The following is a 13,724-nucleotide window of genomic DNA, read 5'->3' on the forward strand; positions in this document are numbered from 1 at the left end:
CAAGGGTTGCATCCTGTCCCTAAAGTCGTTCGGCGGCCGCCAGCACCGACGGCTTCAACCCACCGCCGCCTGTTTCCAGATAGGTCAGCAGCTGCGCCCGCATCCGCGGCTCCCAGTAATCCTTCAGATGCGCGGCGATCCTGTCGGCGGAATCCCCTGGCTGGCTGTCAAAGAAGGTTGCGATCTGGTTGGCCATCATGACCATCTTTTCAGGCGACATCGGATACCTTGGCATTCAGCCGTTCGGGGTGGGAAAACAGGTCAAAACCCTCGCCGCGCGCAAAGGCGGCGACGGTGATGCCGGCGTCCTGGGCCAGTCGCAGCGCGTGGGCCGTGGGCGCCGACACGGCAATCAGCAGGCCCGCCCCCGCGATGGCGCATTTCTGCACCATCTCGACGCTGACGCGGCTGGTCAGGACAAAGGCACCCTGTCCCGCATCGACGCCTTGGCGGGCCATCGCGCCGATCAGCTTGTCCAGCGCGTTGTGGCGGCCCACATCCTCGCGCGCCAGAACGATGCCCTTGCCTGGCAGCAGAAACCCCGCCGCATGAACGGCGCGGGTCTGATCGTGCAGGGGCTGCCAGTCGCGCAACAGATCGGTCGCCTGCGCCACCTGGGCCGCATCCAGCACGGGCCCGACGCCCGACAGGTCGGGCAAGCCCCGCGTGGCCTGATCCAAGCTGTCGATCCCGCACAGCCCGCACCCGACCGGCCCCGCCATGAAGCGCCGCCGCGCGGCCAGCGTCTCGGCCCGGTCCTCGCTCAGCCACATCTGCGCCTCGACCCCGCGCGGATGATCCATGACGTCGATCGAAGCGATCTGCGTGGTCGCCGTCACGATCGCCTCGGTCAGGGAAAACCCGACCGCGAAATCCTCCAGGTCGGCGGGCGATGCCATCATCACGGCCTGGGTCGTGCCGCCATAAACCATCGCCACCGGCGTCTCCTCGGCCAGCATCCGCCGCACCGGCGTGGCGCTGCCAGACCGGTGATGCGTGGCGTCCACGGGATGGACGGGGGATGGCAGGGGCATGGCTTACTCCGCGGCTGACAGGATCCGCCGTGACCGTTCGGACTGTTCGGCATAGCGCTCCTGCCAGTCCGACGGACCGTTCGAGGCGCTGACCTGCACGGCGGTGACCTTGTATTCCGGGCAATTGGTCGCCCAGTCCGAAAAATCGGTGGTCACCACGTTAGCCTGCGTCGCGGGATGATGGAAGGTGGTGTAGACCACCCCCGGCGCCACCCGGTCGGTCAGCGTGACCATCAGCGTGGTCTCCCCCGCCCGGCTGGCCAGCCGCACCCAGTCGCCGTCATTGATGCCGCGGACTTCCGCGTCATGGGGATGGATCTCCAACACGTCCTGATCGTGCCAGACGCTGTTCTCGGTCCGCCGGGTCTGGGCGCCGACATTGTATTGCGACAGGATGCGCCCGGTGGTCAGCAGCAGCGGGAAACGCGGCCCGGTGCGTTCGTCGGTGGCCACGTATTCGGTGATGATGAAATGCCCCTTGCCCGACATGAAGCCGTCGACATGCATCAGCGGCGTCCCTTCGGGATGCGCCTCGTTGCAGGGCCATTGCACCGACCCCAGCTCTTCCAGCCGTTCATAGCTGACGCCGGCAAAGCTGGGCGTGGTCGCGGCGATCTCGTCCATGATCTGGCTGGGATGGGTGTAATGCCAACCAGCCCCCATCGCGTTGGCCAGCATCTGGGTGACTTCCCAGTCCTCGTACCCGTTGCGGGGCGCCATGACCTTGCGCACGCGGTTGATGCGGCGCTCGGCATTGGTGAAGGTCCCGTCCTTTTCCAGGAAAGACGATCCCGGCAGGAAGACATGGGCATAATTCGCCGTCTCGTTCAGGAACAGATCGTGGACGATGACGCATTCCATCGCCTTCAGACCCGCCGCGACGTGATGCGTGTCCGGGTCCGACTGCAGGATGTCCTCTCCCTGGCAATAAAGCCCCTTGAACGTCCCCTCGACCGCCGCATCCAGCATGTTCGGGATGCGCAGGCCGGGCTCGGGGTCGATCTCGACCCCCCAGGCCTGCTCGAAGATCGCGCGCACATCGGGCAGCTTGACGTGGCGATATCCCGGCAACTCGTGCGGGAAGGACCCCATGTCGCAGGCACCCTGCACGTTGTTCTGACCACGCAGAGGGTTCACGCCCACGCCGGGCCGGCCGATATTGCCGGTCAGCATCGCCAGGTTGGCAATGGACATGACCGTGGTCGACCCCTGGCTGTGCTCGGTCACGCCCAGCCCGTAATAGATCGCGCCATTGCCGCCCGTCGCGAACAGCCGCGCGGCCGCACGCAGGTCGGCGGCCGGAACGCCCGTCAGCGCCTCGGTCGCCTCGGGGGCGTGGCGGGGATCGCGGATGAACTCGGCATAATGCTGGAACTCGTCCCAGTCGCAGCGGTCGCGGATATAGGCCTCGTCCATCAGACCCTCGGTCACGATCACATGGGCCATGGCGCTGACCACGGCGACATTGGTGCCGGGACGCAGCGGCAGGTGATAGGCGGCCTCGACATGCGGGCTGCGCACGATGTCGGTGCGGCGCGGATCGACGACGATCAGCTTGGCCCCTTGGCGCAGGCGCTTCTTCAGGCGGCTGGCAAAGACCGGATGCCCGTCGGTGGGGTTCGCGCCGATGATCAGCACCACGTCCGTGTGTTCGACAGAATCGAAATCCTGCGTCCCTGCCGACGTGCCGAAGGTCTTGCCCAGCCCGTATCCCGTGGGCGAATGACACACCCGCGCGCAGGTATCGGTGTTGTTGTTGCCAAAGACCGCGCGGGTCAGCTTCTGGACCAGATAGGTCTCCTCGTTCGTGCAGCGCGAGGAGGTGATGACCCCGACCGACCGCCGTCCGTGGCGTTCCTGGATGCCGCGCATGCGGCCCGCGGCGAAGGCCAGCGCCTCGTCCCAGGCGACCTCGCGCCAGGGTTCGTCGATGCTGTCGCGGATCATCGGCGACAGGATGCGGTCCTTGTGCGCGGCATAGCCATAGGCAAAGCGCCCCTTGACGCAGCTGTGGCCGCGGTTCGCCTTGCCGTTCTTCCACGGCGTCATGCGGACCAGCGTGTCGCCGTTCATCTCGGCCTTGAAGCTGCAGCCGACGCCGCAATAGGCGCAGGTGGTGATGACCGACCGCGTGGGCGTTCCCAGCGCGGCCACCGATTTTTCCTGCAACGTCGCCGTCGGGCAGGCCTGCACGCAGGCGCCACAGCTGACGCAATCGCTGGTCAGGAAACTGTCCGCCGCCGTGCCGGCGCTGACGCGGCTGTCGAAACCCCGCCCTTCGATGGTCAGCGCGAAGGTTCCCTGCACCTCGTCGCAGGCCCGCACGCAGCGCGAACAGACGATGCATTTGCTGGGGTCATAGGTGAAATAGGGGTTGCTGTCGTCCTTGGGAATGAACAGCGGATTGTCCTGCCCGCCGCGCGCCCGCGCCTCGGCCTGGCTGCGCGCCCCGGTGCCCGAGGCGTCGAAATGGTTCTGGCCGGGGGTATAGCGCACATCGCGCAGCCCCACCTGCCCCGCCGCGTCCTGCAATTCGCAATCGCCATTGGCCGCGCAGGTCAGACAGTCCAGCGGATGGTCGCTGACATACAGCTCCATCACGCCGCGCCGAATGCGACGGACCTTTTCGGACTGGGTGTGGACGACCATCCCTTCGGTCACCGGCGTGGTGCAGCTGGCGGGCGTGCCGCGCCGTCCCTCGATCTCGACCACGCACAGGCGGCAGGACCCGAAGGCCTCCATGTTGTCGCTGGCGCACAGCTTGGGGATCTGCACCTCGACCATCATGGCCGCGCGCATCACCGACGTGCCCTCGGGGACCGTCACCTGCGCCCCGTCGATGGTCAGGGTGACTGGCGGGCCATGGCGTGCGGGCGTGCCCATGTCGCGTTCGTCGCCGGGCGCGAATTGGGGGATGATGAAGTCTTTCATTCGGCGGCCTCCCTCCGGGTGGCGAAATCGTCTGGAAATTGCGTCAGCGCGGACATGACCGGATAGGGCGTAAAGCCACCCAAGGCGCAGAGCGACCCGTCCTTCATCGTCTCGCACAGATCGGTCAGCAGGTCGGCGGCACCTGCATCACCTGCGGCGATGCGGTCGATGGTTTCCACGCCCCGCACCGCGCCGATCCGGCAGGGTGTGCATTTCCCGCAGGATTCAACGGCACAGAATTCCATCGCGAAACGCGCCATCTGCAGCATATCGGCCGTGTCGTCGAAAACGACCAGCCCGGCATGCCCGATCAGCCCGCCCGCTGCGTCGAAATCCTCGTAGCCCATCGGTGTGTCGAATTTCGACACCGGCATATAGGCACCCAAGGGTCCGCCCACCTGCACCGCCTTGACCGGACGTCCCGATCGGGTGCCGCCGCCGATCTCGTTCACGACCTCGCCCAGGGACATGCCAAAGGCGGTCTCGAACAACCCGCCGCGCGCGACATTGCCCGCGATCTGCAACGTCACCGTGCCCCGCGACCGGCCCAGGCCGAAATCGGCATAATGCTGCGCGCCCTTTTCAAAGATCACCGGCACGGTGGCCAGGCTGATCACGTTGTTGACGACCGTGGGCTTGCCCAGAAACCCTTCCAGCGCCGGCAGAGGGGGTTTCGCCCGCACCGTCCCGCGCTTGCCCTCCAGGCTGTTCAGCAGGCTGGTCTCCTCTCCGCAGACATAGGCGCCGGCGCCCGTGCGGATCTCCATGTCGAAGGCTTGCCCCGATCCCAGCACGTCCGCGCCCAGCATGCCGCGCTGACGCGCGATCCGGACCGCAGCCTCCATCACCCGGATCGCATCCGGATATTCGCTGCGCAGATAGACATAGCCGCGCGTGGCCCCGACCCCCAGTCCCGCGATGGCCATGCCCTCGATCAGGGTGAAGGGGTCGCCCTCCATGATCATCCGGTCGGCAAAAGTGCCGCTGTCGCCCTCATCGGCGTTGCAGACGATGTATTTCTGGTCCGCGACCGCCTCGGCCACGGTTTTCCACTTGATGCCCGTCGGAAAGCCGGCCCCGCCCCGCCCGCGCAGCCCGCTGGCGGTAACCTCGGCCACAATGGCGGCGCTGTCCATGCCGATGGCACGGCGCAGACCCGCCAGACCGCCATGGGCCGCGTAATCGTCCAGATCCAGCGGGTCGATTACCCCGCAGCGCGCAAAGGTCAGCCGCGTCTGGCGGGCGAAAAAGGGAATATCCTCGACCCGGCCAAGGCTTTCCAGCGTCCCGTCCAGCAGCGCCGCGACATCGTCTAGCGTCACAGGGCCATAGGCCACGCGCCCGTCGCCGCGATCGATCTCGACCAGCGGCTCCAGCCAGACCATGCCGCGCGAGCCGTTGCGGATGATGCGCACATCGGGACCGACCTGCGCGGCGATGGCATCGGCGACCTCGTCTGCACCCAACGCCTTGGCGGCGCTGTCCATGGGAACCCAGATCTTCATGCGCCCACCTGCGTCATCAAACGGTCCAGGCGTGCATCATCAATGCGCCCGATGACGCGGCCATCCAGCATTACCGCAGGTCCGCAGGCGCACATGCCCAGGCAATAGACCGGCTCGACCGTGACGCCGCCATCGCGGGTCGTGCCATGCCAATCGACGCCCAGACGGTCCAGCATCCGCTGCGCCATGGCATTGCCGCCGACGGATTGACAGGCCTCGGCTCGGCAGATCTTCAGCATGTGCCGCCCCGCCGGTTCCTTACGGAAATCGTGATAGAAGCTGATGACCCCATGCACCTCGGCCACGCCAAGGTTCAGCAGATCAGCCAGAACCGGCACCGCCGCCTGCGGGACATGGCCCCATTCGGCCTGGATCGCATGCAGCATCGGCAGCAGCGGCCCCTCCAGCGTCAGCAGGGGGGATACAAGGTCGCGGATATCGTCGGGGGCTGGCGCTTGGTCAAGCATGGCTGGCCTTTCAAAGGTCTGGACTGTCACCAGACACCCTGATCCATGGCAAATCAATATCGCTGATCCGTCAATCGATAGAATTCATCTATCGTCACCCATCCGCCGCGCTTCTGTCAGCAAGGCCTCCAACACGGGGGTATGGGGTTCACGCCACGGTGCGATCAGACCCACGGCATGGCCGGTGGCGGGCCCTTCCAGCCGGACCAGCGACAGCGGCTTGCCTTCGGTCAGAAAGCTGGCCAGATCCTGCGGCAGGATCGTCAGCCATCCCCCCGCCAACACCTGCGACACCAGCACCACGGTCGAGTTGGATTCGACCGTCGCCATCGGCGTCACGCCCGCATCCGCCAGGCGGCGGTTGATGATGCGGCGGTTCTGCATGTCGGGGGTCAGCAGGCACAGGCGATGCCCGTCCAGCGCCGACCAGGCCACGACACCCGCCTGCGCCAAGGGATGACCCGCCGGGGCAATCAGGACATAGCGTTCCTCATAGAGCGGCACGGCGCTGACCTTGCCCAGCGGTTCATTGTCCAGATAGCTGATGCCCGCATCCACCTGCAGATCGTCGATCATCTTCAGGATCTCGGTCGAGGCGCGCGACAGGATGGTGAAGCCCACCTTGGGGTGGGCATCCCCGAAGCGCGCCGCGATCCGCGCGGCCCAGGTCAGCGCGGTCGGCACCACGGCGATGCGCAGCTGGCCCGACAACCCGTGGCGGGTGGCGCGCATCTCGTCGCGCAGCTGGCGGGTGTCGCCCACGATGCGGCGCGCCCAGACCAGCGCAGCCTGCCCCTCGGGCGTCAGCCCACCATAGCGCGATCCGCGAAAGATCAGCAGCACGCCCAGCTGTTCCTCCAGCTGCTTGATCCCCGCCGACAGCGTCGGCTGCGTGATCCCCAGGGATTGCGCCGCCCGTCCGAAATGGCATTCCTTGGCCACCGCCAGGAACATCTCCAGCTTGTCGATCATGCCGTCCCCCCAAAGCGCGCCCATTCAGGGCCGGCCCCGCCGCCCGGTCAAGCCCTTGCATGCGCGGGGCGCAGCGGGCAAGGCTTGCCGTCATGGCGGATATCCTTCTGATCCACGGGGCATGGCATGGCGGCTGGTGCTGGGACGCGACAGCGGCGGCGCTGCGCGCGATGGGGCACCGTGTCGCCTGTCCCGACCTGCCCGATGCCCCGGACACCACGCTGGCCAATTGCGCCGCGGCCCTGCCCGCCATGGACCGCCCCCTGGTCGTCGGCCATTCCATGGGGGGCATGGTGGCCGAGGCGATGACCACCCCCGCCCGCCTGCTGATGCATCTGTGTTCCTATCTGCCGCTGGCGGGGGACAACCTTGCGACGCTGGACCGCCTGCTACCCGCACCGCCGCGCCACTGGCCGCGCGACGATGCAGGGCGGCTGATCCTGCCGCCGGATCACGCGCGGCGGATGATGTATCACGACTGCCCCCATGCGCCGGTCGACGCCCTGCGACCGCAACCCTTGGGCCCGATGCGGGACCGGCTGGCGCACCGCCACCGGATCACCCGTTACTATGTCATTTGCGAAAACGACCGCGCCATCCCGCCCGCCCTGCAGCGGATGATGATCGACCGCGCAGGCGTCGATCACGTCCATCACCGCCCTTGGGGCCATTCGCCCTTCCTGTCCGACCCGCAGGGCCTGGCGCGGCTGATCGACGCCACCACCTAGGGCTGGATCAACGCCGCCCGCCATTCCGACAACAGCCCCGCCCGCCGCAACCGGTCGTCATAGACTAGCAGCCCCGCATCCAGCCGGATCGGGCGCAGCTGCGGCACCGGCGCGGGGCCCGTCCCGGCGATCAGCGCCACGCCCGCGCTGTCCGCGATCAGCCGCTGCGCCGGGTCCGACAGCAGATAGCCCAGCAGGTCCCGCGCCCCTTCAGGGTCGGGGGCGTTCACCGGCACAAGGGCCGATCGGATGATGGCGAAGGTGTAATCCTCGAAGGCCAGCTGCACCAGGTCGGGGTCGTCGGGCCGGAACCGCGCCGCATAGCTGGCCACCACGTTATAGGCGATGGCGATGCGCCCTTCGCGCAATTCGGTGATCATCTGGCCCGAACAGCAGAAAAGCCGTGCATTCAGGCGACCCATCACCTCGGCCAGACGCCAGAACCCGTCGGAGACCTGGTCGTCCTGCGCGATCAGGAAATAGCCCACCCCCGAGACCAGCGGGTCATAGGCCGCCACCTTGCCGCGGAAGCGGTCGGGATTCTCGCGCAGCAGCGCGATCAGGTCGCGCCGCGTCTTCGGCACCGGCAGATCCCCCAGGGCCTGCCGCGAGGCCAGCGTCACCACCGGCTCCAGCGCGATGCCCCACAGCTGATCGCGCCAGCGCGCCCAATCGGGCAGCCCCGCCACCTGCAATTCGACCGATGCCGCCAAGCCGTCATTGGCCAGCTTCATCTGCAGGTCCATCGCCGAGGAGATGACCAGGTCGAACTGCGCGCCTTCGTCATGGATGGCGGCATGGATCTGCGTCGAGGACGCCTGCACATATCGGATGCTGCGGTCCGGATGACGGTCCACGTAATCCTGCAGCACGGGCGAAAAGGCCGCCAGGTCGGTCACCGACAGGACCTGGATCGCGGGGGCATCGGGCGACCCGAAGATGCGTTCGGCCTCTGGCTCCAACGCGGTGGCTTGGCCCGCAGCGGACAGCGCCAGCCCGATCAGGCCGAAGGCAAATGCAGCAAGGCGCATGTTCCCCCCCTTTGACCGGGCTTCAGCTGAAATCGCCCGCGATGGGCATGGGCGACCTCGGTCACGATGGTCAGACCCAGGCCCGATCCGCCGGTATCCCCCACGTTGCCGCCCCGCCGGAACCGCCCGATCAGCTGGGCGGGATCGTCGGACAGGCCGCGCCCGTCATCGCTGACGATCAGGCAGGCCTGCCCGTCCGTACAGGTCAGGGTCAGATCGACATGGCCCTCGGGCGCGGCATATTTGATGGCGTTGTCCAGCAGATTGCGCAAGGCGATTTCCAGCATCCGTTCGTCGCCCTCGATCAGGCAGGGGGCGATGTCATGGGTGATGCGGATGTCGCGCATCTCGGCGATGGGACCGATGGCGCGCAGACCGTCATGGGCCAGCGCCGCCAGATCGACCCGGGCGGCGGCATATTGGTCGGTGCGGTACATCACCATCGCATGGTCCAGGATCTGGTTCGCCGACCGGCTGCTTTCGCCGATGGCGCGGACCATGCGGCGCAGGCGGATGCGGGTTGCCTCGTCGCTGGTTTCCGCCAGCGCCAGCTCGGCCTCGGCGCGGACCAGCGACAAAGGCGTGCGGATGCGGTGGGCGGCCTCGAAGATGAAGGTCTCGGCCAGCTCCAGCGCGGCGCGCAGGCGCGCGATCAGCCCGTTCAGCGCCCGCAGCAGCGGCGTCAGCTCGCGCGGGGTGGCGTGTCGCACGGGGCGCAGGTCGCGCGGGCCGCGCCGCCCCATCACATCGGCCAGCGCGCGGATCGGCTGCAGCACCGCCTGCGCCGCCAACAGCGCCACGGGCAACGCCAGCAGCATGAAGCCCAGGGCGGCCCAGGCCGCGCTGCGCGCCGTGTCCCGCGCGATGGCCGCCTGCCCCAGCCGCGTCTGGCCCAAGGTGACGGTCACCGGCTGCAGGCGGTTCTGGATCAGCATCATCCGACCAACCGAGGCCAGACGCAGCCGCGCCCCGCGATAATCGGCGCCATAGAAAACCGGGGTCATGTCGGTGGCGGGGCTGGGCGGAGGGGGCAGATCCTCGTATCCGGTGACGCCCTGCCCCGCGACCGTCAGCAGATAAAAGATGCGCTCATCCCCCATCGCCCCCAGCATGGAAAAGGTCGCATAGGGCAGGTCCAGCTCCAGCCCCTCGTCGACGCTGCGGATGCCTTCGGTGATGGCGGTGACGGCCGCGCCCAGCACCGCATCCTGCGACGCGCGCGACGCGCGCTCGGCCACCCAGCCCACCACCAGGAACAGCCCCAGCACCAGCACCGCCGACAGCAGCAGGAACTGCCAGACCAGCCGCCGGCGCAGCGACACGATCCGCGTCGGGTCCAGCAACCCACGCATCATTCGGGGATCAGGCGATAGCCGACGCCGCGCAGCGTTTCCAGCCGTGCCCCCGATCCGTCCAGCTTCTTGCGCAACCGGCCTACATAGACCTCGATGGCGTTGTCGCTGACCTCTTCGTCGAACGAAAACAGCCGGTCGATCAGATGCGCCTTGGAATAGGCCTGGCCGGGGCGCGACAGCAGGATCTCCAGCAGGCGCAATTCGCGGGCGCGCAGCTCTCGGACCTCGTCGCCGATGGTCAGGGTCGCGGCCAGCTGGTCGAAGACGAAGCCCGCGAAATGGCGCCGGCTGTCGATCGCACCGTCGCGACGGCGCAGAACCGCCCGGCAGCGCGCCTGCAATTCGGCGAAATCGAAGGGCTTGGTGATGTAATCGTCGGCACCCTGATCCAGCGTCATCACCCGGTCGCTGACCGAGGCCGAGGCCGTCATCATGATCACCGGCGTGTCCCGCCGCGCCGCCCTTTCGCGCACCAGGAAATCGCGACCGTCGCCATCGGGAAGCGATATATCCAGCAAGATCATGTCGTAAGGTGCGGTTCCCAGAAAATGTCCAGCATCCGAAAGCGTCGCTGCATGATCGACGCCATGCCCCTCCAGCCGCAGGCGCGAGGCGACGGCATCGGCAAGTTCCTCGCTGTCTTCGACCAGAAGAAAACGCATTGGCACAACTTTCGGGCAGATGGTGACAGGTTCGTGTCAGCTTTTCAGCAAAACCTGTGCCCCGCAAGCCCGCCCCCTAAGCAGGCGGGCCAGTCTGGGAGGACAGCATGAAAAATTGGACCCGTGCGGCAACTGCCGCATTGCTGATGACCGTCGCAGCCCCGGCCATGGCCGAGGAATGCATCGCCCCCGCCAACCCCGGCGGTGGCTGGGACTTCACCTGCCGCCAGATCGGCCGCATCATGACCGAACTGGGACTGGTGCCGAACATGGTGCAGGTCACGAACCTGGCCGGCGCCGGCGGCGGCGTGGCCTTCACCCAGGTCGTCAGCAAGCGCAGCGACGACCCAGAGGTCTTCGTCGCGGCATCCTCGGCCACCACCACGCGCCTGGCGCAGAACGCATTTGCCGGCGCGACCGCCGACCAGGTGCGGTGGGTCGGTTCGATCGGTGGCGATCCCGGCGTCATCGTCGTGGCCAAGGACAGCCCCTATCAGAACCTGACCGACCTGATCGACGCGGTGAAGGAAGACCCCTCGAAGGTGGCCTTCGCGGGCGGATCGGCCGTGGGCGGCTTTGATCACCTCAAGGTGCTGATGACGCTGGACAAGGCCGGCTTCGACGATGCCAAGGCGATCAAGTATATCGGCCTGGACGGCGGCGCGGATGCCATCACCCAGACGGTGGGCGGTTTTGCGCAGGCGATGACCGGTGACATGTCGGAAATCACCGGCTTCATCAAGTCGGGCGACGTGCGCCCCGTGGCCGTCTTGTCGGAAGAACGCGTCGAGGGCTTCGAGGACGTTCCCACCGCCAAGGAACAGGGCGTCGACATCGTCGCCATGAACTGGCGCGGCATCTATGTCCCCAAGGACATCAGCGACGAAGATTACCAGAAATGGGTCGACATGCTGGGCAAGGTCGCCGAATCCGAACAGTGGCAGACGGTGATGACCGAGAACGGCCTGGCCCCCTACACGATCCTGGGCGCCGATTTCCAGACCTTCGTCGATGAGAACATCGCCCAGATCCAGGACGTGTCGAAAGAGATCGGGATTCTGCAATGATCAAGGGTGACCGCATCTTCGGAGCGTTCATGATGATCGTGGCGTTGGGGTATATCCTCAACGCCAGCAGCATCCAGACCAGCTTCATGTCCGATCCGGTCGGCCCGCGCCTGTTTCCCTATCTGGTCGGGGGCGTGGTGATGATCGCGGCACTGGTCATGGTCCTGCGCCCCGACCCCGACGAGGAATGGCCTGCGGGCCCCATGGTCGGCCAGCTGGCCTTGGCGCTGGCGGTGCTGGCGGGCTATGCCTATGCGATCACGCCCCTCGGCTTCCTGATCCCGACCGCCATCGCGGCCGGCGTCCTCAGCTGGCAGATCGGCGGCAACCCGCGGCGTTCGGTGCTGGCGGGGCTGGGCCTGTCGATCGGATTGTTCTTGTTGTTCCGCGTGTTGCTGGGACTGGGCCTGAAGGCCCTGCCGGCCGGAATGGGGTTCTGAAATCATGGATACTCTTGCAAACCTGGCGATGGGGATGTCCATCGCCCTGACCCCCTATACCCTGCTGCTGGCCATCATCGGCTGTTTCGTCGGCACCATCATCGGCGCGCTGCCGGGCCTTGGCCCGTCGAACGGCGTGGCGCTGCTGATCCCGATCTCTTTCTCGATGGGGCTGGACGCGGTCTCGGCGCTGGTGCTGCTGACCTCGGTCTATTACGGGGCGATGTATGGCGGGCGGATCAGTTCGATCCTGCTGAACATCCCCGGCGACGAACCGGCGATGATGACCACGCTGGACGGCTATCCCATGGCGCGCCAGGGCAAGGCCGCCGAGGCGCTGGTCGTTTCGGGCGTCGCCTCTTTCGTGGGCGCGTTGCTGGCGACGATCGGCCTGATGATCTTTGCGCCCTATCTGGCACGCGTCGCCTATCAGTTCGGCCCGGCGGAATATTTCGCGCTGTACATGCTGGCCTTCTGCACGCTTGGCGGCATCGGATCGTCGAACCAGGCCAAGGCGGCCATGTCGGCGGCCATCGGCCTGGGCATCGCCATGATCGGCATGGACAAGACGACCGGCATGCCGCGCTTCACCTTTGGTGAGCTGCACCTGATGGACGGCGTCGATTTCCTGGTGGCCATCGTCGGCCTGTTCGCCGTGGCCGAGATTTTCCACTTCATCGAAAGCCATGGCCGCGACAGCGCCATCGGCGTCAAGCTGGGCAAGATCCTGGTGCCGTGGAAGATGCTGAAACAGACGTCGGGTGCGATGCTGCGTGGCACGGGCATCGGCTTTGTCGCGGGCGTCCTGCCGGGTGCCGGGGCATCGCTGGGGTCCTTCCTGGCCTATATGGCGGAAAAATCCGTGGCCAAGGACAAGGCCAGCTTCGGCAAGGGCAACCCCAAGGGTGTCGCCGCCCCCGAGGCCGGCAACAACGCCGCCGCCGGTGGCGCGCTGGTCCCGATGCTGACGCTTGGCGTGCCGGGTTCGGGCACCACGGCCGTGCTGCTGGCGCTGCTCTTGACGCTGAACATCACGCCCGGTCCGCTGCTGTTCGCCGAACGCCCGGAAATCGTCTGGTCGCTGATCGCGTCGCTGCTGATCGCCAACGTCGTGCTGCTGATCATGAACGTGCCGATGGTCAAGGTCTTCGTGCGCATCCTGTCGGTGCCCGCATGGGTGCTGTTGCCGGGCGTGACAATGATCGCCTTCGTGGGGATCTATTCGCTGACCGGATCCAGCTTCGACATGCTGATGATGGTGGCCTTCGGGGTCCTGGGATATGTCATGCGCAAACTGGGCATGCCGACCGTTCCGGTCATCCTGGGCATCCTTCTGGGCAACGCAATGGAGGACAACCTGCGCCGCGCCATGGTCCTGTCGAACGGCGACTGGCAATACCTGTTCAGCTCTCCGATCGCTATCGGCTTGTGGACGGCGGCGGTTCTTGGTTTCGTGGCGCCGATCTTCCTGCGCCGCCTGCTGAAGAAGCCGGCCATGCCCGAAACCGATCCGACCCTGAACGAGGATTGAC

Annotated in this window: 13 protein-coding genes; 4 read left to right on the forward strand and 9 right to left on the reverse strand. The window is 66.8% G+C overall.

Annotated features, from left to right (window positions below; genetic code table 11):
- Positions 1–19: 19 nt before the first annotated feature.
- The 6 genes from DKT70_RS00500 to DKT70_RS00525 all read right to left on the reverse strand — a co-directional run bounded on the left by DKT70_RS00500 (position 20) and on the right by DKT70_RS00525 (position 6,909).
- On the reverse strand, positions 20–220 hold the full coding sequence (locus DKT70_RS00500; RefSeq protein WP_072297889.1) for a formate dehydrogenase subunit delta: 201 nt from the start codon (positions 218–220) through the stop codon (positions 20–22).
- Complete coding sequence (gene fdhD, locus DKT70_RS00505) at positions 210–1,034, reverse strand: formate dehydrogenase accessory sulfurtransferase FdhD (RefSeq protein WP_111557337.1); 825 nt, start codon at positions 1,032–1,034, stop codon at positions 210–212. Before fdhD ends, DKT70_RS00500 begins: the two co-directional genes overlap by 11 nt.
- Before the next feature lie 3 nt (positions 1,035–1,037).
- A complete protein-coding gene (gene fdhF, locus DKT70_RS00510) occupies positions 1,038–3,965 on the reverse strand; it encodes a formate dehydrogenase subunit alpha (protein ID WP_111557338.1) in 2,928 nt (975 codons plus the stop codon).
- Positions 3,962–5,470: a formate dehydrogenase beta subunit gene (locus tag DKT70_RS00515; RefSeq protein WP_111557339.1), complete on the reverse strand. Its 1,509-nt coding sequence runs from the start codon at positions 5,468–5,470 to the stop codon at positions 3,962–3,964. Before DKT70_RS00515 ends, fdhF begins: the two co-directional genes overlap by 4 nt.
- The gene (locus tag DKT70_RS00520) at positions 5,467–5,937 is read right to left on the reverse strand and encodes a formate dehydrogenase subunit gamma (RefSeq protein WP_111557340.1); all 471 of its coding nucleotides are present in this window, start codon (positions 5,935–5,937) and stop codon (positions 5,467–5,469) included. Before DKT70_RS00520 ends, DKT70_RS00515 begins: the two co-directional genes overlap by 4 nt.
- Positions 5,938–6,021: 84 nt before the next feature.
- Positions 6,022–6,909 carry a LysR family transcriptional regulator gene (locus tag DKT70_RS00525; RefSeq protein ID WP_111557851.1) on the reverse strand — a complete coding sequence of 296 codons (888 nt, stop codon included), beginning with the start codon at positions 6,907–6,909 and terminating at the stop codon, positions 6,022–6,024.
- A 92-nt stretch (positions 6,910–7,001) separates the two neighbouring features.
- On the opposite strand from DKT70_RS00525, the gene DKT70_RS00530 reads away from it, so the two are divergent.
- Positions 7,002–7,637 carry an alpha/beta hydrolase gene (locus DKT70_RS00530; protein WP_158529909.1) on the forward strand — a complete coding sequence of 212 codons (636 nt, stop codon included), beginning with the start codon at positions 7,002–7,004 and terminating at the stop codon, positions 7,635–7,637.
- Here the strand turns inward: DKT70_RS00530 and DKT70_RS00535 are convergent.
- From DKT70_RS00535 to DKT70_RS00545, 3 genes are read right to left on the reverse strand one after another with little or no spacing between them, the layout of a single operon-like run.
- Positions 7,634–8,668: an ABC transporter substrate-binding protein gene (locus DKT70_RS00535; protein WP_111557342.1), complete on the reverse strand. Its 1,035-nt coding sequence runs from the start codon at positions 8,666–8,668 to the stop codon at positions 7,634–7,636. The two genes, DKT70_RS00530 and DKT70_RS00535, sit on opposite strands and share 4 nt — an antisense overlap.
- A complete protein-coding gene (locus DKT70_RS00540) occupies positions 8,638–10,020 on the reverse strand; it encodes a sensor histidine kinase (protein WP_158529911.1) in 1,383 nt (460 codons plus the stop codon). Before DKT70_RS00540 ends, DKT70_RS00535 begins: the two co-directional genes overlap by 31 nt.
- Positions 10,020–10,685 carry a response regulator transcription factor gene (locus DKT70_RS00545; RefSeq protein WP_072297896.1) on the reverse strand — a complete coding sequence of 222 codons (666 nt, stop codon included), beginning with the start codon at positions 10,683–10,685 and terminating at the stop codon, positions 10,020–10,022. The genes DKT70_RS00540 and DKT70_RS00545 overlap by 1 nt, the downstream gene beginning before the upstream one ends.
- Positions 10,686–10,792: 107 nt before the next feature.
- On the opposite strand from DKT70_RS00545, the gene DKT70_RS00550 reads away from it, so the two are divergent.
- The 3 genes from DKT70_RS00550 to DKT70_RS00560 are packed head-to-tail and all read left to right on the forward strand — an operon-like array spanning position 10,793 to position 13,723.
- Entirely contained in the window at positions 10,793–11,752 is a 960-nt protein-coding gene (locus tag DKT70_RS00550) for a Bug family tripartite tricarboxylate transporter substrate binding protein (RefSeq protein ID WP_111557344.1), read from the forward strand.
- Complete coding sequence (locus DKT70_RS00555; protein WP_233490354.1) at positions 11,749–12,192, forward strand: tripartite tricarboxylate transporter TctB family protein; 444 nt, start codon at positions 11,749–11,751, stop codon at positions 12,190–12,192. Before DKT70_RS00550 ends, DKT70_RS00555 begins: the two co-directional genes overlap by 4 nt.
- 4 nt (positions 12,193–12,196) lie before the next feature.
- Positions 12,197–13,723: a tripartite tricarboxylate transporter permease gene (locus DKT70_RS00560; protein ID WP_111557345.1), complete on the forward strand. Its 1,527-nt coding sequence runs from the start codon at positions 12,197–12,199 to the stop codon at positions 13,721–13,723.
- Position 13,724 lies beyond the last annotated feature (1 nt).

This window comes from Paracoccus sediminilitoris, from assembly GCF_003259195.1.
Taxonomy (GTDB): Bacteria; Pseudomonadota; Alphaproteobacteria; order Rhodobacterales; family Rhodobacteraceae; genus Paracoccus; species Paracoccus sediminilitoris.

Coding starts and splice junctions, on each gene's coding strand:
- DKT70_RS00500 (WP_072297889.1), bottom strand. CDS start 220: ATGTCGCCTGAAAAGATGGTCATGATGGCCAACCAGATCGCAACCTTC.
- fdhD (WP_111557337.1), bottom strand. CDS start 1,034: ATGCCCCTGCCATCCCCCGTCCATCCCGTGGACGCCACGCATCACCGG.
- fdhF (WP_111557338.1), bottom strand. CDS start 3,965: ATGAAAGACTTCATCATCCCCCAATTCGCGCCCGGCGACGAACGCGAC.
- DKT70_RS00515 (WP_111557339.1), bottom strand. CDS start 5,470: ATGAAGATCTGGGTTCCCATGGACAGCGCCGCCAAGGCGTTGGGTGCA.
- DKT70_RS00520 (WP_111557340.1), bottom strand. CDS start 5,937: ATGCTTGACCAAGCGCCAGCCCCCGACGATATCCGCGACCTTGTATCC.
- DKT70_RS00525 (WP_111557851.1), bottom strand. CDS start 6,909: ATGATCGACAAGCTGGAGATGTTCCTGGCGGTGGCCAAGGAATGCCAT.
- DKT70_RS00530 (WP_158529909.1), top strand. CDS start 7,002: ATGGCGGATATCCTTCTGATCCACGGGGCATGGCATGGCGGCTGGTGC.
- DKT70_RS00535 (WP_111557342.1), bottom strand. CDS start 8,668: ATGCGCCTTGCTGCATTTGCCTTCGGCCTGATCGGGCTGGCGCTGTCC.
- DKT70_RS00540 (WP_158529911.1), bottom strand. CDS start 10,020: ATGCGTGGGTTGCTGGACCCGACGCGGATCGTGTCGCTGCGCCGGCGG.
- DKT70_RS00545 (WP_072297896.1), bottom strand. CDS start 10,685: ATGCGTTTTCTTCTGGTCGAAGACAGCGAGGAACTTGCCGATGCCGTC.
- DKT70_RS00550 (WP_111557344.1), top strand. CDS start 10,793: ATGAAAAATTGGACCCGTGCGGCAACTGCCGCATTGCTGATGACCGTC.
- DKT70_RS00555 (WP_233490354.1), top strand. CDS start 11,749: ATGATCAAGGGTGACCGCATCTTCGGAGCGTTCATGATGATCGTGGCG.
- DKT70_RS00560 (WP_111557345.1), top strand. CDS start 12,197: ATGGATACTCTTGCAAACCTGGCGATGGGGATGTCCATCGCCCTGACC.